The sequence below is a fragment of the Myxococcus sp. CA039A genome, from assembly GCF_013336645.1.
Taxonomy (GTDB): Bacteria; Myxococcota; Myxococcia; order Myxococcales; family Myxococcaceae; genus Myxococcus; species Myxococcus llanfairpwllgwyngyllgogerychwyrndrobwllllantysiliogogogochensis.
The window spans coordinates 1-21,404 of sequence record NZ_JABUMQ010000196.1 but is presented as its reverse complement, the minus strand read 5'-3'; the positions used below and the strand labels follow the sequence as shown (position 1 = coordinate 21,404).

The 21,404-nt window shown below is 69.1% G+C and carries 18 protein-coding genes; 13 read left to right on the top strand and 5 right to left on the bottom strand.

Going from position 1 to position 21,404, the window contains the following annotated elements:
* Positions 1 to 2,124, top strand: a 2,124-nt coding sequence (locus HR086_RS28900; RefSeq protein ID WP_174467240.1) for a caspase family protein, incomplete at its 5' end; no start/stop codon positions are given.
* A gap of 70 nt (positions 2,125 to 2,194) precedes the next feature.
* Here the strand turns inward: HR086_RS28900 and HR086_RS28895 are convergent.
* Together HR086_RS28895 and HR086_RS28890 are read right to left on the bottom strand one after the other, a co-directional pair.
* Entirely contained in the window at positions 2,195 to 2,803 is a 609-nt protein-coding gene (locus HR086_RS28895) for an RNA polymerase sigma factor (protein WP_141640845.1), read from the bottom strand.
* The gene (locus tag HR086_RS28890) at positions 2,804 to 3,871 is read right to left on the bottom strand and encodes a sigma-54 dependent transcriptional regulator (protein ID WP_305794098.1); all 1,068 of its coding nucleotides are present in this window, start codon (positions 3,869 to 3,871) and stop codon (positions 2,804 to 2,806) included.
* Positions 3,872 to 4,259: 388 nt separating this feature from the next.
* On the opposite strand from HR086_RS28890, the gene HR086_RS28885 reads away from it, so the two are divergent.
* The 12 genes from HR086_RS28885 (at position 4,260) to HR086_RS28830 (ending at position 18,893) form a co-directional block, all read left to right on the top strand.
* Positions 4,260 to 4,589, top strand: coding sequence for a hypothetical protein (locus HR086_RS28885; protein ID WP_174461150.1), 330 nt, complete (start codon positions 4,260 to 4,262; stop codon positions 4,587 to 4,589).
* Positions 4,590 to 4,692: 103 nt separating this feature from the next.
* A complete protein-coding gene (locus tag HR086_RS28880) occupies positions 4,693 to 6,942 on the top strand; it encodes a TOMM precursor leader peptide-binding protein (protein WP_174467238.1) in 2,250 nt (749 codons plus the stop codon).
* A 12-nt stretch (positions 6,943 to 6,954) separates the two neighbouring features.
* Positions 6,955 to 8,349: a SagB family peptide dehydrogenase gene (locus HR086_RS28875; RefSeq protein ID WP_174467237.1), complete on the top strand. Its 1,395-nt coding sequence runs from the start codon at positions 6,955 to 6,957 to the stop codon at positions 8,347 to 8,349.
* The gene (locus tag HR086_RS28870) at positions 8,346 to 9,683 is read left to right on the top strand and encodes a B12-binding domain-containing radical SAM protein (protein ID WP_174467236.1); all 1,338 of its coding nucleotides are present in this window, start codon (positions 8,346 to 8,348) and stop codon (positions 9,681 to 9,683) included. The genes HR086_RS28875 and HR086_RS28870 overlap by 4 nt, the downstream gene beginning before the upstream one ends.
* Positions 9,680 to 11,020 (top strand): cytochrome P450, encoded by a 1,341-nt coding sequence (locus HR086_RS28865; RefSeq protein WP_174467235.1) that lies wholly within the window; start codon positions 9,680 to 9,682, stop codon positions 11,018 to 11,020. The genes HR086_RS28870 and HR086_RS28865 overlap by 4 nt, the downstream gene beginning before the upstream one ends.
* Entirely contained in the window at positions 11,017 to 11,835 is an 819-nt protein-coding gene (locus HR086_RS28860) for a class I SAM-dependent methyltransferase (RefSeq protein ID WP_174467234.1), read from the top strand. Before HR086_RS28865 ends, HR086_RS28860 begins: the two co-directional genes overlap by 4 nt.
* Before the next feature lie 54 nt (positions 11,836 to 11,889).
* The gene (locus tag HR086_RS28855; protein ID WP_174467233.1) at positions 11,890 to 12,459 is read left to right on the top strand and encodes a sigma-70 family RNA polymerase sigma factor; all 570 of its coding nucleotides are present in this window, start codon (positions 11,890 to 11,892) and stop codon (positions 12,457 to 12,459) included.
* Between the two features lie 65 nt (positions 12,460 to 12,524).
* Entirely contained in the window at positions 12,525 to 13,244 is a 720-nt protein-coding gene (locus HR086_RS28850) for an SDR family NAD(P)-dependent oxidoreductase (RefSeq protein ID WP_174467232.1), read from the top strand.
* A gap of 99 nt (positions 13,245 to 13,343) precedes the next feature.
* The gene (locus HR086_RS28845) at positions 13,344 to 15,317 is read left to right on the top strand and encodes a discoidin domain-containing protein (protein ID WP_174467231.1); all 1,974 of its coding nucleotides are present in this window, start codon (positions 13,344 to 13,346) and stop codon (positions 15,315 to 15,317) included.
* Positions 15,318 to 15,396: 79 nt separating this feature from the next.
* Positions 15,397 to 16,164, top strand: coding sequence for a hypothetical protein (locus HR086_RS28840; protein WP_141640834.1), 768 nt, complete (start codon positions 15,397 to 15,399; stop codon positions 16,162 to 16,164).
* Complete coding sequence (locus HR086_RS28835; RefSeq protein ID WP_371745708.1) at positions 16,161 to 16,847, top strand: plastocyanin/azurin family copper-binding protein; 687 nt, start codon at positions 16,161 to 16,163, stop codon at positions 16,845 to 16,847. Before HR086_RS28840 ends, HR086_RS28835 begins: the two co-directional genes overlap by 4 nt.
* A 72-nt stretch (positions 16,848 to 16,919) precedes the next feature.
* On the top strand, positions 16,920 to 18,893 hold the full coding sequence (locus HR086_RS28830; RefSeq protein ID WP_217441992.1) for an adenylate/guanylate cyclase domain-containing protein: 1,974 nt from the start codon (positions 16,920 to 16,922) through the stop codon (positions 18,891 to 18,893).
* A 19-nt stretch (positions 18,894 to 18,912) separates the two neighbouring features.
* Here HR086_RS28830 and HR086_RS28825 read toward each other — a convergent pair whose 3' ends face one another.
* From HR086_RS28825 to HR086_RS48000, 3 genes are all read right to left on the bottom strand, one after another.
* On the bottom strand, positions 18,913 to 19,368 hold the full coding sequence (locus HR086_RS28825) for a hypothetical protein (RefSeq protein ID WP_141640832.1): 456 nt from the start codon (positions 19,366 to 19,368) through the stop codon (positions 18,913 to 18,915).
* Between the two features lie 328 nt (positions 19,369 to 19,696).
* Positions 19,697 to 21,190: a mannitol dehydrogenase family protein gene (locus tag HR086_RS28820; RefSeq protein ID WP_217441991.1), complete on the bottom strand. Its 1,494-nt coding sequence runs from the start codon at positions 21,188 to 21,190 to the stop codon at positions 19,697 to 19,699.
* Positions 21,187 to 21,404 (bottom strand): hypothetical protein (locus HR086_RS48000; protein ID WP_217441990.1); only part of this gene is annotated, 218 nt, incomplete at its 5' end. The genes HR086_RS28820 and HR086_RS48000, both read right to left, overlap by 4 nt.

The window sequence follows — 21,404 nt, the reverse complement described above, 5'->3', positions numbered from 1 at the left end:
CCCAAGCCCCCCGCGAGTCCGCCCCCCGCTCCCAAGGAAACACCGACCAAGCGCACCTCCTCGGAGCTGCGCGCGCCGAACCAGATTCGCAACCGCAAGGCCGTCGTCGCGGGCATCAACAACTACCGTCCCCAAATCAATCAACTGTCGAGCTGTATCAACGACGCCAACCTGATGGTGAGCCTGCTGGGGACGCAGTATGGGTTCGCGCCGAAGGACATCCAGGTCCGGCTGGACGAGGCCGCCACGCTGAGCAACCTGAAGGAGTCGCTGGCCTGGCTGTTCGACGGTGCCACGCAGGATGACGCGCTGGTCTTCTTCTTCTCCGGCCATGGCTACCGCGTGCAGATAGACGAGGTCTGGCGAGAGAGCCTGGTGCTCTACGACGACTTCTTCTTCGACCAGGACTTCTCCAAGCTGACCCAGCCGCTCCCCGAGGGCGTGCTGACCACCGTCCTGGACGCGTGCCACTCCGGAGGGATGGAGAAGGACCTCTTCATCGCGTCGGACTTCGCCCGGAAGCTCCATCAACTGGGGGCCACCCGCCGCGTCGAGCTGGCCAAGGTGAAGGCATACATCGACCCTCGCGACTTCGGCGCCACCACGGGAGAGAAGGCCTTCCTGCCCGCCACGCAGGCGCACCAGCGCTCCTGGCTGCACCGGAGCTCCGACGAGCGCGCCGGGGAGATTCCCTTCCGGGGCTTCGGCCGGCCCGTCCAGATTCTCCCGGGAGTGGCTGTCACCAAGGCGTATGACCCGCAGGTGGCGGCCGAGCCGCCCCAGGCCAACTGCACGCTGCTGACGGCCTGCACCGCCGAGCAGACGGCGGCCGCGGGCACGCAGCTCACCAAGAACCTGTCTGTGTTCACTTTCACGCTGGGACAGGTGCTCGGTGGGACGCCGAATGTCTCCTACGCGCAGTGCCTCCAGCAGGCCGCGGCCCAGATTTCCAGCCTGGGCTTCCAGCAGACGCCTGAGTTGCTGGTGACGCCCGACACCAACTGGGTGCGCAACCGCTCCGTCTTCCTCAACACCGATTTCGGCGCAGCGCCGAAAACCGTGGTCCCGGTCAGCCTGCCGTTCGGGCTGGGCGCTCCCACGGCTCCCGCAGTCACCCAGTCGAACGAAGGAGTCAAAACCATGACGTATCCGCAGATGCCGAATCTCCCTGGCCTCTCGCAACTCGTTGGCCTGCCCAGCGGCCTCACACATCCCCTGATGGCCACGGGTCCGCAGGGCGCGGACAAGGGCTGGACGGATGTGCTCCAGCACCTGGTCAGCACCGCGCCCGCGCTCATCGGGCCCCTGGTGAACACCATCGGTGGCGCCGTCTCCGCCGCCAGCAAGGGCTACCAGCCGGCCGCCGACAAGGGCTGGTCGGACGTGTTCCAGCACCTGGTCAGCACCGCGCCCGCCCTCATCGGGCCGTTGGTGAACACCATCGGTGGCGCCGTCTCCGCCGCCAGCAAGGGCTACCAGCCGGCCGGCGCGGACAAGGGTTGGACGGACGTGCTCTCGTCCCTCGCCTCCTCGGCGCCCGCGCTCCTCGGGCCCCTGGTGAACACCATCGGCGGCGCCGTCTCCGCCGCCAGCAAGGGCTACCAGCCCGCGGTGATGGGCACCGCCGCCGACAAGGGCTGGACGGACGTGCTCCAGCACCTGGTCAGCACCGCGCCCGCCCTCATCGGGCCCCTGGTGAACACCATCGGTGGCGCCGTCTCCGCCGCCAGCAAGGGCTACCAGCCCGCCGCCGACAAGGGCTGGTCGGACGTGTTCCAGCACCTGGTCAACACCGCGCCCGCGCTCATCGGGCCGCTGGTGAACACCATCGGTGGCGCCGTCTCCGCCGCCAGCAAGGGCTACCAGCCGGCCGGCGCGGACAAGGGCTGGACGGACGTGCTCTCGTCCCTCGTCTCCTCCGCGCCCCACCTCATCGGGCCGCTGGTGAACACCATCGGCGGCGCCGTCTCCGCCGCCAGCAAGGGCTACCAGCCCGCGGTGATGGGCACCGCCGCCGACAAGGGTTGGACGGACGTGCTCCAGCACCTGGTCAGCACCGCGCCCGCGCTCATCGGGCCCCTGGTCAGCACCGTCACCGGTGCCGTCGCCGCCGCGCGCCAGTGAGCCTTCGTCGCGGCTGAAACCGGGCCGGCTCCCATCCCTCCTTCATGGATGGGAGCCGGCTCGGCGCGCATCAGCCGTCCGTCCGCTTGCGCCGCCCCGACAGCCAGCGATGGAAGCTGGCCTCGTCGCGAATCACCCCCGCCTGGGCCAGCGGCTGGACGAGCCGCTTGCGGGAGCGCTCCACGATTTTGCGCACGTTGGCGGGCGTCAGCCGGAGCGTCGCCGCGATGTCCGCGTAGCCCTGCTGTTCGACGAAGGCCAGACGCGCACAGGCCCTCAGTTGCGGCGGCAGCGACTCCAGCAGCTCCAGCAACAGCGCTTGCAACTGCTGCTCCTCCTGCTCCCCACACGGCCGCGCCGCCTCCAGCTCCGCGCCATCCCCCAGCTCCTCGTCGAGCGACGTCCACCGCCACGACTGGCGGCGCCGCTCACGCTGGAGGTCGATGCAGACGTTGATGGCCACCCGACGCAGCAGCGCCCAGGGCCACTCCTCCTGGGAGGAGGAGCGCGACATCTGAAGCCAGACACGCACTCCCGTGCGGCTCATCGCCTCTCTGGCCGCGTCCAGGTCCCCCAGCGTCCGCTCGCAGATTCGCAGCAGGGCGCGCTGGTGCTGACTCCAGAGCGCCTCGAAGCGCGTGGACCCGGACGCGCTCGACTCCTCTTGCTCGGGGCGCATTCAGACCTTCCCGAGCGTCAGGTCCACCAGGTCCGTGAAGGGCGAGGGCGACTGCCCCACCGCCTCGACGAGCGCGTCCACCTTCCGCAGCTCGCGCTCGAGCGCCTTGTAGTGATTGCGATTCTTCAAGAGCCGCTTGCGGCCCAACAGGAGGAAGGCCTCCTCCCGCCCCACCTGCCGCACGGCGGTGCCGAGCACGAAGCCACGAAACGCATCCGCCAGGTCCAGGTCCCATGGCACCGCGGCGCGCTGGGCCTCCATGACGAAACACGCGGACGCCACGCGCAGCGCCTCGATGAGCGAGCGCGACGTGGGCGACTCCTCGTAGCCCAGCGCCTGCATCACATGACTGTCCCTCAGCAGGACCTCGTGCTCGACCTGGGACATCACCGCCAGCGAGTACGCACGGCGGACGATGTTGTCGAGCTGCCGGAGGTTGCCCGGCCAGCTGCGGCTGAGCAGCTGCGCCTGCGCATCCGGGGCCATCTGCGCCTGGCCCTCGCGCTCGCGCTCCTGGTGTCGCCGACTCAACATGTACTGCGCCCACGGGATGATTTCGTCCCGGCGCGCATCCAGGGGCGGAATCTGGATGGGGAGCACGTTGACGCGATAGTAGAGGTCCTCGCGGAACCTCCCGGCCGTCACCGCCTCGTGGAGGTCCACGTTCGTCCCCACGATGAAGCGCACGTCCGCGCGGTGCAGCGTGCCCTCCCCCAGCACCCGGTACGTCCGCTCCTCCAGCACGTGGAGCAGCCCCGCCTGCGCGCGCAGGGACAGCTTGTCGATTTCGTCGATGAACAGCGTGCCGCCCTTCGCGAGCGCCAGGCAGCCCGGGCTGTTCTGCACCGCCCCCGTGAAGGCCCCCTTCCTCCAGCCGAACAGCGCCCCCATCTGCAGCTCCTCCGGCACCGTCATCAAATCCAGCACCTCGAAGGTCCCCTCCTTGCGCCCCGAGTGCTCATGGCTCCAGCGCGCCAGCCTCGACTTTCCCGAGCCCGTGGGCCCGCTGATGAGGATGGTGTCGTCCTGCTGCGTGAAGACCCGCAGGACCTGAATCAGTCCGGACATGGATTCACCAATGACCGGAAGAAACGCGTCGGTTCGACTCGTCGGCATTCGTCCGCTCCAAACTCAAACATGGGTGGGGGAAGCGGGGCGCACCGGCCTGCAAAACCTCAACCAGTCAAAAATCTCGACAACCCTCTCCTTTCGCGCGCGTCTGGGATGAAAACGCGTGTGCCGGCGTCCCCGTGACAAGCAAATGCTTGTGGCAAGCAAGCAGCGCGGCGACTTTCGAGACGCGGGATGTGTCGCATCCCAGCGACAGGACTCGCGAGCGAGGCGGTGCCCGCGTCTGGCGTGCGTCATGCACAACGCGGCGGCGGCCCTGTCGAGCGTGTCTTCGCGTACTGGTTTTTCATCCGGGGCCGCTCACCACTCGCAGCGAGGCATGAACATGGCGGACTTCCGCACGGCGTACTCCAAGCTCATCCAGGATGTCTGGGCGAACCCTGGCAAGAAGGGCCAGATTGAGCAGGACCCGGACCTGTTGAAGGTCTACGGCTTCGACACCATCCCCAAGTCGGTGGCGTTCACCGAGGCGTACAGCGGAGCGACGACGACGGGCTACGACGAGCAGCTCAAGAGCTGGGACCGCAACAAGGACGGGAACATCACCCTGTTCATCCCGCCGCAGCCCACCGTGACGCCGGGCGGGACGGCGGGCGCCGCGGCCAAGGATGTCTCGGTCTGCTGCTGCTGCTGTCCCTGTTGCACCTGCACCTGAGCCCCGCGCATCGCTCCGGACCCGGCGGCCGCGCGCCACCGGGCTCCGGTGTCGCCCCTGTCGTTCCAGCGGTGCCCATGCTTCATGCCCCCGGGAGTCACGAATGCTGTCGAGACCTGTCTGGAAGAGCCACTGCCGCGTGGAGCGCGTCGACGAGTCGACGGTGCTGCTCCTGCACGAGAAGGACTACCTGCTCCTGCGAGGTCGCGCCTTCCCCCTGCTCGTGCCACTGCTGGACGGACACCACTCGCTGCCGGAGGTCTTCGAGGCGCTCTCCTCGCGACTGTCCCTGGTGGAGGTCTCCCACGCGCTGGAGATCGCCGCGGAGCAGGGCTGCATCCTCGAGGGAAGCACCGACGCGCCGGAGCAGGCGCCCTTCTGGCACGCGCTCGGCGTGGACATGGCCACCGTGGCCGAGCGCCTCCAGACGCCCGTGTCCGTCGTCTCGCTCGGGGGCGAGTGGGAGGAGCCCCAGCGAGAGGCCTTGCGCGCCCAGGGGCTGCGCTCGGAGGGCGAGGCGGGCTTCCAACTGGTGCTCTGCGACGACTACCTGCACCCCGCGCTCGACGCGCTGAACCGCCGGGCGCTCGCGGCGCGGAGGCCCTGGATGCTGGCCAGGCCCGTGGGCGGCACGCTGTGGCTGGGTCCCGTCTTCCGTCCCGCGTTGACGGCGTGCTGGGCCTGCCTCGCGCAGCGCCTGCGCTCCAACCGGCAGCTTGAGTCCTTCCTGGAGCGGGAGCAGGGCCACGTCCATCACCTGGTGCTGCCGGCCGCGAGCCTGTCGGCCACCACCGGGACGGCCTTCCAGCTCGCGGCGCTGGAGGTGGCCAAGGCGCTGGTGCTCGGCCCCGAGCACCCGCTCAGCGAACAGCTGGTCACCCTGGACCTGACGACGCTGGAATTGGAGCGACACGCGCTCGTGCGCAGGCCCCAGTGTCCGGTGTGTTCGGACGCGGAGGCCACGTCGCGCGCGCCGCTGCCCGTCATCCCCAGGCCCTGTCCCAAGCGGTTCGACGGTGACGGGGGCCATCGCACCCAATCCCCCGAGCAGACCTTCGCGCGACTGGAGAAGCACATCAGCCCCATCACCGGCGTGGTGCGCAACCTGGAGCCGCTGAGCGCGGACGACGGCGCGGGGCTGGTCCACAGCTACGCGGCCGGACACAACTTCGCGCTGATGCAGCAGGACCTGCGCTTCGTACTGCTCAACCTCCGGGGCCGCAGCGGAGGCAAGGGGACGACGGATGCCCAGGCCCGGGTGAGCGCGCTGTGCGAAGCCATCGAGCGCTACTCCGGCGTCTACCGGGGTGAGGAGTGGAGCCACGTGGCCAGCCTCCACGAGCTCCGGGACGAGGCCGTCCACCCCAACGCGCTGATGAACTTCAGCCCCGCGCAATACGCCCAGCGCGCGGAGTGGAACGCCTCACACCCGTCCGGCTTCCACCATGTGCCGGAGGTCTTCGACCCCGACCGGCGCATCCATTGGACCCACGCGTGGTCCCTCACGCACGAGCGCTTCCGCCACGTCCCCAGCGCCTATTGCTCCTTCGGGCACCCGGACCTGCGCAAGTGGTTCTTCTGCTCCAGCGACTCCAACGGCTGCGCGGCGGGAAACACGCTGGAGGAGGCCATCCTCCAGGGCTTCCTGGAGCTGGTGGAGCGCGACTCGGTGGCGCTCTGGTGGTACTCGCGGACGCGGCGGCCCGCCGTGGACCTGGACAGCGTGGACCTGCCGTACGTCCACGCGCTGCGGGAGCACTACGGCCGACTCCAGCGAGAGCTGTGGGTATTGGACGTCACCGCGGACCTGGGCATTCCCACGCTCGCGGCGGTGTCACGGCGATGGGACTCGCCGGTGGAGGACATCGTCGTGGGCTTCGGCGCGCACCTGGACGCGCGCGTCGCGCTGCTGAGGGCGCTCACGGAGGTCAACCAGTTCCTCCCCGCCGTGCAGCACCGGGACGCGGACGGCAAGACGCTCTACTGGTTCCCCGAGCGGGAGGCCGTCCGGTGGTGGCAGACGGCGACGGCGGCGAACCAGCCCTATCTGCTCCCGGACCCGAACGCCGCCGCGCGCCCCCTGGGCCTGCTCCCCGACCTGTCCTCCGGCGACTTGCGCGTGGACGTGGAGCGCTGTGTCGCGCACGCGCGGCGCGCGGGCATGGAGACGCTGGTGCTGGACCAGACGCAGCCCGACGTGGGGCTGCCCGTCGTCAAGGTGATGGTCCCCGGCATGCGTCACTTCTGGAAGCGCTTCGGGCCGGGCCGGCTCTACGACGTGCCCGCGCGGCTGGGCTGGGTCCAAAGGCCGCTGCGCGAGGAGCAGCTCAACCCCACCGGCATCTTCTTCTGAGGAGCGGACACGATGCGGCTCCATGAATCCTTCGGGCTCACGTCCGGCATCAAGGTCCACACGCTGGAGGATGGGCGGCGCGTCGTCGCCAGTCCCCGCTTCGGCCTGGAGTTCGGCGGCCTGTCCGCCGGCGCCCGGGCCGCGCTCCAGCAATTGGAGATAGGCGGCACGGAACACGAACTGCTCGACACCGCGGAGCCGCACGACGGGCCCACCGCGAGCCTCCTGCTGGACCACCTGCTCCAATCCCTCGCACGGAACGACTTCCTGTACCGGACGCTGCTGCTGGAGGACGCACCGCTGGCGACGCTGCTGCCGAGCACGGCCCCCGGCCACTCGGAGCCCCGGAGGCCCGAGGCGAAGTATGTCCTCTCACGGCTCGCGTGCGTGCGTCGCGAGGACCACCAGCTCGTGGTGGAAGTCCCCGCGTCCCACGCCCGCGTGCTGCTGCGGGACACACGGGCGGCGGCGCTCCTCCCGGAGCTGTCTTGCCCGCGCTCCCTGGCCGAGCTGACGGAGCGCGCCGCCACGCTGCCCATCAAGGCCGTGGACCTCCTCCTGGGGATGCTCCTGGACGCGAAGGCGGTGCACGTCCCCGAGGAGGAGGACCCCGCGCTGGCGCTGTGGGAGCCGGAGGACCTGCTGTTCCATGGGCACAGCCGACTGGGGCGACTGCCAAGCCCCTATGGCGCCACGTATCGCTTCGAGCACCGGATGGAGCCCCTGCCCGCGCTGAAGCCCCGGATGACGGAGGCGGTGGTGCCGCTGCCCCGGCCCGACCTCAAGCGGCTCTCGCAGGAGGACGCGCCCTTCACCCAGGTGCTGGAGCGGCGCCGCTCGCTTCGCACGTATGGCGAGCCGCCCATCAGCCTCGAACAGCTTGGTGAGCTGCTGTACCGCGCGGCGCGCACGCGCCGGGTCCTCTCCACGGAACATGGCGAGCTGGGTGAGCGCCCCTACCCCGGTGGAGGCGCGCTGTATGAGCTGGAGCTGTACCTCGTCGTGGACCGCTGCGAGGGCCTGGAGTCCGGCCTGTATCAGTACCGCTCCGGGCAACACGAGCTGTGCAAGCTGACGCCCCGAACGCAGCAGGTGGAGCAATTGCTGGAAGGCGCCTGGCACACGCTCGCCCGGGAGGGACGGCCGCAGGTCTTGCTCGTCATCACGGCCCGCTTCCCGCGCGTCTTCTGGAAGTACCAGGCCATGGGCTACGCGCTCATCCTCAAGAACGTCGGGGTGCTGTTCCAAACGCTGTATCTGGCGGCGACCGCCATGGACCTGGCGCCGTGCGCGCTGGGCGGCGGCGACTCGGAGCTGTTCGCGCGCGCCAGTGGAATCCCCCCGCTGGCCGAGGGCGCGGTGGGTGAGTTCGCGCTCGGCACCCGAGCGAAGGAGGACGGCACATGAAGGTCCTGTTGCTCTATCCCAACGCGAAGAGGGAGCTCATCGGCTGGGGAGACCTGGGCGCCATCGCGGAGCCGCTCGCCCTGGAGTACCTGGCCGCGGGGGCCCGTCAGGATGGCCATGAGGTGCGGCTGCTCGATTTGCGCCTGCATCCCCATGACTTGACGCTGACGCTGTGGAGCTTCGAGCCCGACGTGGTGGGCGTCACGGGCTACTCCATGCATGTGCCCCGGATGCTGGAGCTGTGTCGGCAGGCCAAGGCGTTGCTGCCCCGGGTGCGCACGGTGGTGGGGGGACACCATGCGACGCTGATGCCGGAGGACTTCTTCGAGCCCCAGATTGACTGGGTCGTGAGCGGCGAGGGCGTCCGCCCGTTCCGGCGCATCCTCCAGGCGCTGGAGGCGGGAGACGGGCTCACGGAAATCCCAGGGGCGTGGGCGCGCGCCCCGGACGCGTTCCGCTTCGGAGGCGAGGCGCCCAAGCTGGACATCGACGCGCTGCCCTTTCCGGACCGGAGCCTCGTGCCGGCGGACCGGGCGCGCTACTTCATCGACTGGATGAAGCCCATCGCGCTGCTGCGGACCACGGTGGGCTGTCCCTTCCGGTGCAACTTCTGCTCGCTGTGGAAGATCATGGACGGCCGCTACTACAAGCGCGACGTCGAGCGCGTCGTCGAGGAGCTGGCCACCATCCCCGAGCGCTATGTCTTCCTCGTGGACGACGAGCCCTTCGTCAACCCGCGTCGCATGTGGGCGCTGGCCGAGCAGATTGAAGCCGCTCGACTGGAGAAAGAGTACTTCGCGTACTGCCGCATCGACTCCTTCCTGAGGGATTTGGACCTGATGCGGCGGTGGCGGGACATCGGCCTGCGGCGCGTCTTCTTCGGGCTGGAGGCGGTGCTCGACCACGAGCTGAAGGACTACAACAAGCGGCAGGCGCGCGAGCAGATACTCCAGGGGCTCCAGGCGGCGAAAGAGTTGGGCATCCACGTCTTCGCCAGCTTCATCGTCAAGCCGGAGTACACGCCTCGGGAGTTCGACCAGCTCGCGACATTCATCCGTGAGCAGGGCGTCGACTATCCGTCCTTCACCCTGCTCACGCCGCTGCCGGGCACACCCGCGTGCGAATCGTTCGAGCACATCCTGGAGCGGCAGCCGAATGGCCGGCCCCACTGGGAGCACTTCGACTTGCAGCACGCGGTGACGCGGACGCGGATGCCTCGGGAGGAATTCATGCGGGAGTACCGCAAGCTCCAGGGGGTGTTCTCAGCGTCGTACCGCGCGGCGAAACATCCCCTCTTCCAGGACCGAGAGCCTGTGCTCAGGGTGATGCCATGAGCCTGGCGGACCTCAACCTGCCCCTGCCTCCGCTGGTGACGGATGCTCCTGATTTGGGAGCCCTGCGCGCCCGGCCGCTGCGCTTCCTCACGGAGAGCGCCAGCAGGTACGGGAGCCTCTTCCGCTACACGGCGGGAGGCTGGTCCACCGTGGTGGTGAACCATCCCCTCCATGCGCAGCACGTCCTCCAGAGTCACGCGCGCAACTACGTCAAGCACGGCACGCCCGACTTGATGATGCTCCTGCCCATGTTGGGCCAGGGCCTGATGACGACCGAGGGTGAGCCCTGGGCCGAGCAGCGCCGCGTGGCCCGTCCCGCCTTCGAGCACAGCCGCATCGAGCCCTGGGTCCAGGTCATGGCGGAGTGCACCGAGGACATGTTGCATCGCTGGGAGAACCCGGCGCGCACGGGCATCCCCTTCGACGTGGAGCGCGAGCTGGGGCACCTCACGCTGCGCATCGTCACCCGCTGTCTGTTCGGCTGTGATTTGGAGGACGCCACGACGGACTTCGCCGGGGCGGTGCAGCGGCTCAACAGCTTCATGTCCCGCTTCGACGCCGAGGACGCGGTGGGCCTGCGACAGTTCCGCGAGGCGAGCCAGCTCATCGACACGCTCGTCCAGCGCATCCTCTCGCGGCGACGGGAGACGGGTGGCGGCACGGACCTGCTGGCCCTGCTCCTGGAAGGGCATCCTCCCGCGCTCGACGGACCCGCCGGTGAGCGCGTCCTCCGCGAGCAGATCTTCACCTTCCTGATGGCGGGCCACGAGACGACGGCGAAGGCTCTCACCTGGAGCCTGCACCTGCTCGGCCTGCATCCGGAGGCTCGGCTTCGCGTGCGCGAGGAGGCGCGGGCGCTGCTGGGCACGAAGCCACTGGTGGCGGAGCGGGTGCGGGCGCTCGACTTCGGAGGACGGGTGCTCCAGGAGGCGATGCGCCTGTATCCCCCGGTGTGGTTGATGTCGCGCATCTGCCGGGAGGACGACTGCGTGGGCGGCTATCACCTCCCCGCCGGCACCCTGGTCATCGTCAGCCCGTACCTGCTCCATCGCCACCCCGACTACTGGAGCGAGCCGGAGACCTTCGACCCGGAGCGCTTTCGGGACAGCCGCGCCTCGGCTCGACATCCCTATGCGTACCTGCCCTTCAGCGGAGGCCCGCGCGTCTGCATCGGTCGCAACTTCGCGATGATGGAGGCGCGACTCGTCCTGGCCATGGTCGTCCAGCGCTTCCAGCTTCAGCACGTGGAAGGACACCACGTGGAGCCGGAGGCGCTGGTGACACTGCGTCCCTCGGGCGGGCTGCCGATGCGTGCTCGCCGCTGGGATGCGGAATGAGTGGCTCATATCGTCCGGAGGAACACTCAGGAGGGCTCGGCGAGGAGCTCGCGAGGCTGAAGGCCCAGGTGGAGCTGAGCTGGCCGGAGGAGCGTCGGCTCCTTCGTGCCCTGGGGCTGACGGAGAGCATGTCCGTGGTGGAGCTGGGAGGCGGGCCTGGGTTCGTCGCGGAGAAGCTGCTGGAGCTGGTGCCCTCCGGCGCGTTGCATGTCGTGGAGCTGAACCCTGGGATGTGTGTGCTCGCGGAGGCCCGACTGGGCGCACGCGCGCGGGTGCACCGCTGCTCCGTCCTGGAGACAGGGCTGCCCGACGCGCGCTTCGACCTGGCGCTGGCGCGCTTCGTGTTTCAACACCTGGAGGAGCCCCTGCTCGCGGCGCGCGAGGCCCTCAGGTTGCTTCGTCCTGGAGGGCGACTGGTGGTCAGCGAGCTGGACGCGGGACTGTGGGGCGTGGCGGAGCCGTCCCTGCCGGAGCTGGAGTCCATCCACCGCAAGGCGGAGCGGCTTCAGCTCCACCGTGGCGGCAACCGCTTCATCGGTCGCCAGCTCGTGCGCCTGCTCACCGCCGCGGGGTTCACGGACGTCCGGCTGGACGTCATCGCGTACCACAGCGACGCGCTGGGACTGGAGGCATTCCGACGCCAGCTGGACCCGGAGCGGCTACGACCGGCGATGGACGCCGGGCTCATCTCCCTGGAGGAGCTGGAACAGGTGCGCGCGGGATACCGCCGTTTCTACAGCACCCCATCCGCCTCCATCCTGATGCTGGGCTTCGTGGCCCACGGCCTCCGGGCGCTTCCCGTGGAAACCTTGTAACGACGCCGCTACTGGAGACCTAGGGGGGCTGAGACCCTCTTCAGGAGCAGGAACGTGACGGCCAAGGACATCTCCCAACTCCCCGCCTCGCCGCCCATCTCCCCCGGCTTCTTGTCGTGGGTGGCGGAGCTGGTGCATGAGCACCGGGAGCGTTTGCTCACCCATGCCCGCCGTCGGGGCCTGGATGCGGAGGATGCGCTCGACGCGGTCCAGGAGAGCTTCTTTTCGTTCTTCCGCCTCCCGGAGGCGCGGGAAATCGCGCGGGACTCCGACGACTCGGTGAAGCTGCTGACGGTCATCCTCCGCCACAACCTCATGAACCGCCGACGCAAACACTCCCGCCAGTCCAAGGCGCGACTGCTGCTCGAAGCGGGGGAGGCCGCACAGGACACCGTGACGAGCGAGGAGCTCATCTCCCGCACCGAGCAACTGGCCTGGATGCACGGGTGCATCTCCCGCATGGCCCAGCTTCAGCGTCGAGTGGTCATGCTCAGTCTGCTGGATGAACAGCCCAGCGGCGAGGTGGGAAAGCTGCTCGGCATCTCCGACGGCTATGTCCGAGTCCTCCTCCACCGCGCCCGTGAGCAATTGCGCCATTGCTCCTTCGAATACGACGGCCTGTAACAGTCCGGCGCATGACGACCTAGGCCCGTCGAGACGGGCTCTTCGCCCGTTCACGGAGCGAAGCCATGGGTTCACAGGTCGCGGTCGTCACGGGTGCGTCGAGTGGAATTGGTCTGGGCCTCACCCGGGCCCTGCTGGAGCGAGGGTTCTCGGTGGTGGGGACGGCGAGGCAGACGTCGCGCGAGCCCTCGCTCGTGCCGACGGAGCAACTGGCGCTCGTGGACGGCGATGTCGGGGACAAGGCGACGGCGAGGAAGGTCTTCGAGGTCGCGGAGTCGCGCTTCGGGCAGGTGGACCTGCTCATCAACAACGCGGGCCTCTTCATCGCAAAACCCTTCACGGATTATGACGAGAGCGATTTCGCCCAGCTGGTGTCGACGAACATCGCGGGCTTCTTCCACATGAGCCAACAGGCCCTCCGGTGGATGGTGCCCCGGAAGGCAGGGCACATCGTGAACATCGGCACATCCCTGGTGGGTCAGCCCATCTCGGGCGTCTCCGGAGCGCTCGCCATCCTGACCAAGGGCGGACTTGAGACCGCCACCCGCGCGCTCTCCATCGAATACGCGGGCCAGGGCATCCGCGTGAACACCGTGGCCGCGGGCACCATCGACACGCCCATGCACTCCCAGGACAAACATCCCTTTCTCAGGACCATGTCCCCCATGCACCGGGTCGGCACAGTGGCGGAGATGGTGGACGCGGTGCTCTACCTTCACGGCGCGACCTATGTCTCGGGCGAAGTCCTCCACGTGGACGGAGGCGCACACGCCGGCAAGTGGTGACATGACATTACATGCGAATTACACGAATAACAACTTTTGCGGATTTGAAACCCTGTGACTGATGCAAGATGTCCTCTTCCCCATCCCGAGGAGGACACCTTGCGACGGCTTCAATCCCTCATCAGCATGTTGGTGGCGAGTGCGCTCGTGAGCTGCGGAGCACCGGAGGGCGACGAGCGCGCCCTCCAGCCCGCGCAGCAGCGCGCCAGAATCGACGAGCTCATCAATGTCACCCTGAACAAGCCGGCCACGGCCAGCTCCACGCAGGACCCGTTCCGTCCGGAGTACGCGGTGGATGGGGACATCAATACCGATACGTCGCGCTGGTGCCCTGGCATCTACAACCAGACGCGCCTGCTCGACATCGACCTGCAGGGGACGTTCGACCTGGTCCGGATGGAGCTCTACACCGGCTTCCGGGACACCCGTGTCATCCAGAGCTACGAGCTGTTCTACGACGACGGGACAGGCTGGAAGCCCATCCCCGGCGCCAGCCAGACGGCCAACACGAGCATCGCGGTGTCCACCACGTTCACGCAGCCGGTGACGGCGAACAAGGTGCGCTTCTCATGCAGGGACCCGCTCGCGGACAACTGCCGGGTGAAGGAGCTGTGGGTCTTCGGCACGCCCCACTCGACGCAGGTGAACATCCCGCCCGTGGCCGACGCGGGCGCGGACAGGTCGCTGACGCTGCCCACCAGCAGCGTGACGCTGGTCGGCGGAGCCACCGACGCGGACGGCACGGTGACGGCGCTGGCCTGGACGCAGGTGAGCGGCCCCTCGGCCACGCTGAGCGGCACCACCACCGCCTCCTTGAGCGTCGCGGGCCTGTCCGCCGGCGTCTTCGTCTTCCGGCTCACCGCCACGGACGACGACGGAGCCACGGCCTCCGACGAGGTGAGCGTGACGGTGACGGCGCCGCCAGCCGTGCTCACCGACGTGGCGTTCAAGAAACCCGCCACCGCGGGCTCCTTCAACACATCCCTCCCGCCGGCGAACGCGGTGGACGGAGACCTCGCCACCCGGTGGGAGTCCGGTTTCCACTTCCAGACGCACAACTACCTCGACGTTGACCTCCAGGGCGCCTACGAGGTGAGCAGCGCGGAGCTGCACCTGGGCACCTCGGCGACCGCGACCAACGCGATGCCCGCCTTCGAGTTGCAGGCCTGGAATGGCGGCTGCTGGAAGACGATTCCTGGCACCGTGGTGGACGGCAACCCGCTCAGCACCACGCAGAAGACGCTCACCTTCACCACGCCCGTCATCACCACGCAGGTCCGGGTGGTGTGCAAGGACAAGCCCCATTGCCGGCTGCGCGAGCTGAAGCTCATGGGTACACCGGCCGCCACTCCCACCGGCCCCACCACGTGCGCGGCCGGACAGCAGACGCTGGTCCGCAACGTCCGCTACGACTACGCCCTCTTCCTGCCCGAGCAGTACAACAATGACCGCACCACCCGCTGGCCGCTCATCATCGGGATGCACGGCATCGGAGGCAGTACCCTCACCGTCGACCGCACTGCGGTGCTGAGCAATCCGGAGGGCCTGGCCCGGCAGTTCTCCTCCGCCAGCTTCCGCGCCGCGATGAAGGCCATCGTCATCTCGCCCAATCAGCGCCTCCCCTTCGACAACACGGGCACCGGCTGGTTCGCCGCGCCCTCGCTGCTCGCGCTCATCGAGGACGCCAAGAAGGACTACCGCGTGGACGCGGACCGCGTCTACGTCACCGGCCTGAGCGGCGGCGGCAACATCAGCATCGAGCTGGGCATGAACCACACCAGCCAACTGGCGGCCATCGTCCCCATCTCCATCACCTCCACGCCCACCAATAACGCGAACATCTGCAATCTGAAGCCGTTGCCAATCTGGGCCTTCCACGGCGCCCTGGACACGCCGTCCCGCGCCACGAGCGTCAAGACGTGGCTCGACACGAAGTGCGGCCCGGGTGAGAGCAAGATGCGCGTCACCATCATCCCCAACGCAGGCCACAACGAGGCGACGTGGGACACCGCCTACGCCACCCTGGAGCTCTACGACTGGCTGTTGCAGCAGCGAATCAGCGACCGGTTGTAATCGCCTGTCGGTCCCACCTCCGGGCGTGGTGTGCTAGGCACCAGCACGAGCACCCTGACGCCCGGGGTGGGGAGCGCGAATGCGAGCAGTCCGCTGGTTGGCGCTGGTGGCATGCATCCTGGGGGTGACGTGGGCCGAGCCTGCCCTGGCCGGCCGCCGCCCCTTCATCTGGACGTTCGACACCGACATCGTGCCCAAGGGCGACGTCGAGCTGGAGCAGTGGCTGTGGGCCCGCAGCCGCGCGCCCGCGTTCCCGGACCGTCCTTCCGTCTACTGGATTTGGTGGGGGCCCGTCATCGGCTTGAGCCAGCACCTGGAGCTCGCCATCCCCTTCCAGGTGCGCGCCAACCGGGACATCACGGAGCTGGACTCCTTCGAGGCCGACTTCCGCTACCGCCTCTTTCCCCGAGGCGATGACCGCGCGTTCCAACCGCTCATCCGCGCCGTCTGGCACCAGTCCATCCGCGAGGCGAGCCCGTCGCGCGTGGACGCCGACCTCGTCGGCTCCTACCAGTGGGACAGCGGGCTGCGCGTGGCGCTGGACCTGGGCGCACAGGTGGGCATCCCCGGGCTGCGCGGCGGCGACGCCCCGGTCCAAATCCTCGGGACGTACTCCGCGGGCGTCTCCTATCCCGTCATCCCGGACGAGCTGCGGCTGTCGTTCGAGTCCTTCGGTGAGTTCGGGCTGAAGGACGTGAAAGGCGACCCGCACCTCTTCGTCGGTCCGAGCGTGGCCTGGACGTTCGGGCGCATGTGGATTACCGCCGGCACCTTCGTCGGGTTGACGGGCATCACCGACGAAACCCCTCGCTTCATGCCGAGGCTCATCTGGGCGGTGGCGCTGTGAAGTCGCTCCTCCTGTCGCTCCTGATGACCGCGTCCCTCGCGAGCGCCGAGCCGGGCGCGGTGCGAGGAGAGGTGCGCATCCTCGTCATCGGTCCGGACGGCAAGCCGACGCCCAAGGCGGACCGCTCCGGCGTGGTCGTCTACCTCACCGGCTACACCGAGGAGCCCCCCGCCGAGGTGGCGAAGATGAGCCAGCGGGACAAGACCTTCTTCCCCTCGGTGCTGCCCATCGTCGCGGGACAGAAGGTGGAGTTCTCCAACCGGGACGTGGTGCTGCACAACGTCTTCTCGCGCTCGGTGGCGCGCAGGTTCGACGCGGGCAAGAACCGGCCGGGCGAGGCCTACGTCGAGACCTTCAAGAAGACGGGCATCATCGACGTGTACTGCGACATCCACGAGCAGATGGTGGCGACGGTGGTGGTGGTGCCCAACCGCGCCTTCGCGGTGACGGACAAGGACGGGCGCTTCGAGCTGCGAGGCGTGCCTCCCGGACGCCATCCCCTCTTCGCCGTGCATCGGCGGGACGAGAAGAGCAACATCGCCCGCGTGGAGGTCGTCGTGGAGTCGGGAGGCACCGCCACCGCCACGCTCGAGCTGACCGAGACGCGCGCCGACGACACCCACCTGGACAAACACGGCAAGAAGTACGGCCCCCGGCCCGATTACTCCGGCAAGAGTCCCTAGATTCGCGGGGAGCGCCCGGGCGCGGCTATCCTTCGCGCGGTGACGCTGACCCGGAAGCTCGTTCTCGCCTTCATGGCGCTCGCAGGCGCGGCGCTCGTCGCGGCGCTCGTGCTCACCACGCTCGCGGTGGAGGCGGCGGCCAAGCAGAAGATCGCCAGCGACCTGGAGCGCACGCTGGTGGCCTTCCAGCAGCTCGCCCGCGCCAGTCAGGAGCGCATCCGCGACGTGGCCGAGGCGCGGACGATGGACCACTCCTTCAGGGGGATGTCCCTCTCGGTCAACTCCCTCGACGCCGAGGCCGGGCTCGGAGACGAGACGGCGGAGACCGACGGCATCCGCTATGCCCGCGAGGTCATCTCCTCCGCCGACACCGACGCGTTCGGGGGTGAACCTCCCTGGGCCTTCTTCAACGCCAGCGGGCGGCTCGTCTACACCCGCGCGGAGCCGGAACAACTGGGGGACCAGCCACTGGCGCTGCCGCTGCTCGACACCGCGCTGAGGCGCGGTCCCACGTCGGCGCTCTGGTCTCCCGCGCAGCTGCGCTCCCTGCCCTTCACGTTCATCCCCTTGGAGCAGGTGCGCGAGGGGGACCTGCTGCTCGTCCATGCGCAGCCCGCCTATGGGGCCTCGCGCGAACCGGTGGGGGTGGTGCTGTCGGGCCAGTGGGTGAAGGACGTGCTGCTGGAGGACCCGATGGCCCCCAGGGCACCGGGGCCGCAGATGGCGGACACCCGCGCCAGCTTCGCTGTCCGCGCGGAGGACGGAGCCACGGCGTCCCAGCTCCCGCTGGAGACGCGGTTGGACGGTCCGAAGCTGGAGGCCGGGCAGGCGCGTGATGTGTACCTCGGCGACACGCACTACCTGGTGCGCGAGGGGACGCTCCTCGGCGTGGACGGGGCCCGGATGGGACAGGTGTTCGTCCTCCGGGACTTCGACGCTGAAATCAAGCCCATCCTCCGGCGCTTCCGACTGTGGTTGGTGCCCACGGCCGTGGGCATCGCGCTGTTCGCACTGGCGGCCGCCTTCTTCCTCGCGCGCGGGCTGGCCTCGCCGCTGGTGCGGTTGGAGGAGGCGGCGGGGCGCGTGCGGCTGGGAGACCTCACCGTCGAGGTGCCCGTGCGCGGCACCGACGAGGTGGGCCGGGTGGCGCAGGCATTCAACGAGATGGTCAGCGGCCTGCGACAGAGAGATCAGATCAAAGGCCTCTTCAAGCGCTACCTCGCGCCGCAGGTGGTGGACGAGCTGCTCAAGAATCCGGAGAAGGCCGCGCCGGGAGGCGAGCGGAAGCTGCTCACGGTGCTGTTCAGCGACCTGGTGGGCTTCACCTCGATGAGCGAGCAACTCAGCCCGGAGGAGCTGGTCGCGCTGCTCAACACCTACTTCGAGCAGGCGACGGGCGTGCTGACCCAGCACGGGGCCACGCTCGACAAGTTCATCGGCGACGCCATCATGTGCTTCTGGAACGCGCCGCTCCCCCTGGAGGACCATGCGGCGCGCGCGTGCCTCACCGCGCTGGACCTGCTCGCGGTGGTGGACCGGCTGTCTCCGGTGTTCGAGGCGCGAGGGCTGCCCCGGCTCGACTGCCGCATCGGCATCAACACCGGCCACGCCGTGGCGGGCAACCTGGGCTCCAGCGCGGCCCAGGACTACACCGTCATCGGCGACACGGTGAACCTCGCCTCGCGCCTGGAGGGTGCCGCCAAGGTCTACGGCACCCGCACGCTCGTCGCCGAGGACACGCTGCTCGCCGCGCGCGGTGTGGTGCTGGCCCGCGAGCTGGATTTGCTGCGAGTCAAAGGCAAGCAGCAGCCCGTCCGAGTGTTCGAGCTCGTGGGCGTGGCGGGTACCGCTCCCGCGCCTCACCTCGTCCGCTTCGCGGAGGGCCTCGCGCTCTACCGGGCCCGGCGCTTCACCGAGGCCCGCGCGGTGTTCCTCACCTCGCCCGAGGACCCTCCCTCCCAGCGCTTCGCCGCGCGGTGCGACACCCTGCTCGTGACGCCGCCGCCCGAGGACTGGGACGGCGTCTTCACGCTCGACAGCAAGTAGCGCGCACTGGCGGCGCCCACTACGGCGCGTGGCAGGCGCGATAGGAGTCCGTCACCAACGGGGAGTAGTTGCCCAGCGCGTCGCGCACCCGGAGGGTCGGCTGCTCGTCGAAGGTCGCGGGCTGCTCTTCGGAAGGAGGCGTGCAGCCATAGGGGTACCAACCCCCCGTGCCCGGCCCCGTCACCGAGTACTGCCGCCCCGTCTCGTACTCGATGATGTTCCGCCCGAAATAGAAGGTGTAGGGCGCCACGCCCCCTGTCACGTACCCCTCGCACGACGTGAAGACATTCGGAGGGTCACAGACAATGAAGGCCTGCAACGACATGGCATGCACCTGTCCATCCGGGGTGCTGGGGAGGTGGGGTGCCATCTCCGGTGGGGCCGGACTTTCGACGGGCGCGTCACCGCACGAGGCCAGCAACAACCCAAGGGCCACCACCAGGGAACGGCGGCACCCACTGACGAGGTTTCGCATCGAGATGGACTCCAGTCAGGCGCGGCGCGAAAGCGCGCTCGAACGCCCGCGGTCATCATGAAGCCCCCGTCTCACGCCACCAAACAACCGTTGCAATCACGCTGCTGAGTTCAGCGTCGACCAGAATCCCCTTGAGTTCCGGCGCTCCGTGACTCGGGCACTGGCAGGCGCGCCACACCGACACCTCCCTGGGGTCTGCTTCCCCTCCGACCTCGCGGTCCTGGATTCGACCGGGGCGGGTCGACGGACACGGGGTCGAGGGAAGCGGACCAGCGCGTCGGACATGGTGGGCCAGGCGAGGGCCTGACACACCGGCCCTCGCCCGCGCTCAAGCCGAGGCCGCTTCCGTCGACCGCGCCAGCTCCGCCAGGGTGGCCGAGACACCCTTGAAGCGCAGCTCCCGTCGGAAGTGGACGCAGTCCTTCACGAACCCGGGATGTTCGGCCAGACCCCACCCCTGGAACAGCTCCAGGCCCAGGGGCGCCTTCAAGTCCGTGGCGTGCGCGCGCCTCACCTCGGCCCCCGTCAGGTGCGGCTCCAGGGGAAGGAAGACATGGCCGCGCTCGTCGACTCCCCGCAGGTACTCGCAGAACGCGGCGAGCAGGAACGCGATGCGCCGGGTGTCGCGGCCCTCGCGCAGCGCCTCTCGCGCCGTGGGCTGGACGAAGAGGGGGAGCTTGGAGGCACTGTCGCTGGCGATGCGCAGGAGTTGGTCGTTGATGGCGGGGTTGCTGAATCGCTCCAGCACCGTGTCGCCGTAGTCCCGCACGGAGAACCCTCGCGGCGGATGCAGCAACGGCTCCGCGTCCTCGCGCAGGAACGCTTGCAGCAAGGACACCAGCGCGGGGTCCTCCATGGCCTGGGCGACGAAGCGGTAGCCCATCAGGAGGCCGGGGAAGGCGAGCAGGCTGTGTGAGGCATTCAGCAGCCGCAGCTTGACCTGCTCATAGGGCCCGACGTCGTCGGTGAACTGGACCCCCACCCGCTCCAGTGGCGGCCGCCCGGCGCAGAACCTGTCCTCGATGACCCATTGGATGAACGACTCGGAGTACACCGGCAGCGCGTCATCCAGTCCGCTGGCCTCGTTGAGCCGGGCCGCCTCGTGCTCCGCCACGCCGGGGGTGATGCGGTCCACCATGGCGCTGGGAAACGTGACGTGCTCCTCCATCCAGTTCGCGAGCGACGGCACCCGGGCCCGGGCGAATGACAGGAAGGCGTCCCGGGCCACCTCGCCATTCTGACGGAGGTTGTCACAGCTCAGCACGGTGAAGGGCCCCAGGCCCCGCTCGCGCCGTCGACGCAGCGCCTCGGTGACGAGCCCGAAGGCGGTGGTCGGCACCTGGCTGTCCAAGTCCCTCGCGACGGCGGGCGTCTCCAGCAGGAACTGCCCTGCCTCGTCCAGGTTGTAGCCCCCTTCCGTGAGCGTGAGGGTGACGAGGCGAAGGTCCGGAGCCGCCAGCAGCTCCAGCACGCGCTCGGGGTCCTCGGGGGCATGGAGGTAGCCCACCAGCGAGCCCACCACGCGCACCGTGGGACGTCCCCGCGCGGGAAACTCTGTCAGGCTGTAGAGGCCCTGTTGCGTGTGGAGCGCGTCCGCCTTGTGTCGCTCCCGGGCTCCATCCAGGACGCCAATGCCGACGATGCCCCAGCGCTCCTGCCCGGGGAGGGCGAGGCAGCGGTCCAGGTAGAGCGCCTGGTGCGCGCGATGGAACTGGCCCACCCCCAGGTGGGCGATGCCCGGCGTCACCCGGGTGCGGTCATAGGTGGGGCGCTCCACGCCGGCCGGAAGGGACACCAGGGTGCTGTTGCTCAGACGAATCACGAGCCGACCTCCAGGGCGAACCGTCGCGCTTCCACGTCGGTCCAGGGCCGCGCGCCCCATGCGTCGCTCGGAGCGCTTCCGCCCACGAAATGGACCGTGACCTCTTGGAGGAGATGCGTGTCCACGTTCCACCAATGAGGCAACGCCCGACCCTCGGCCCAGGGCTCGCGACCTCGGCCGCCGCGAAGCAGGCGTCGACGCGAATCCCCAAGCC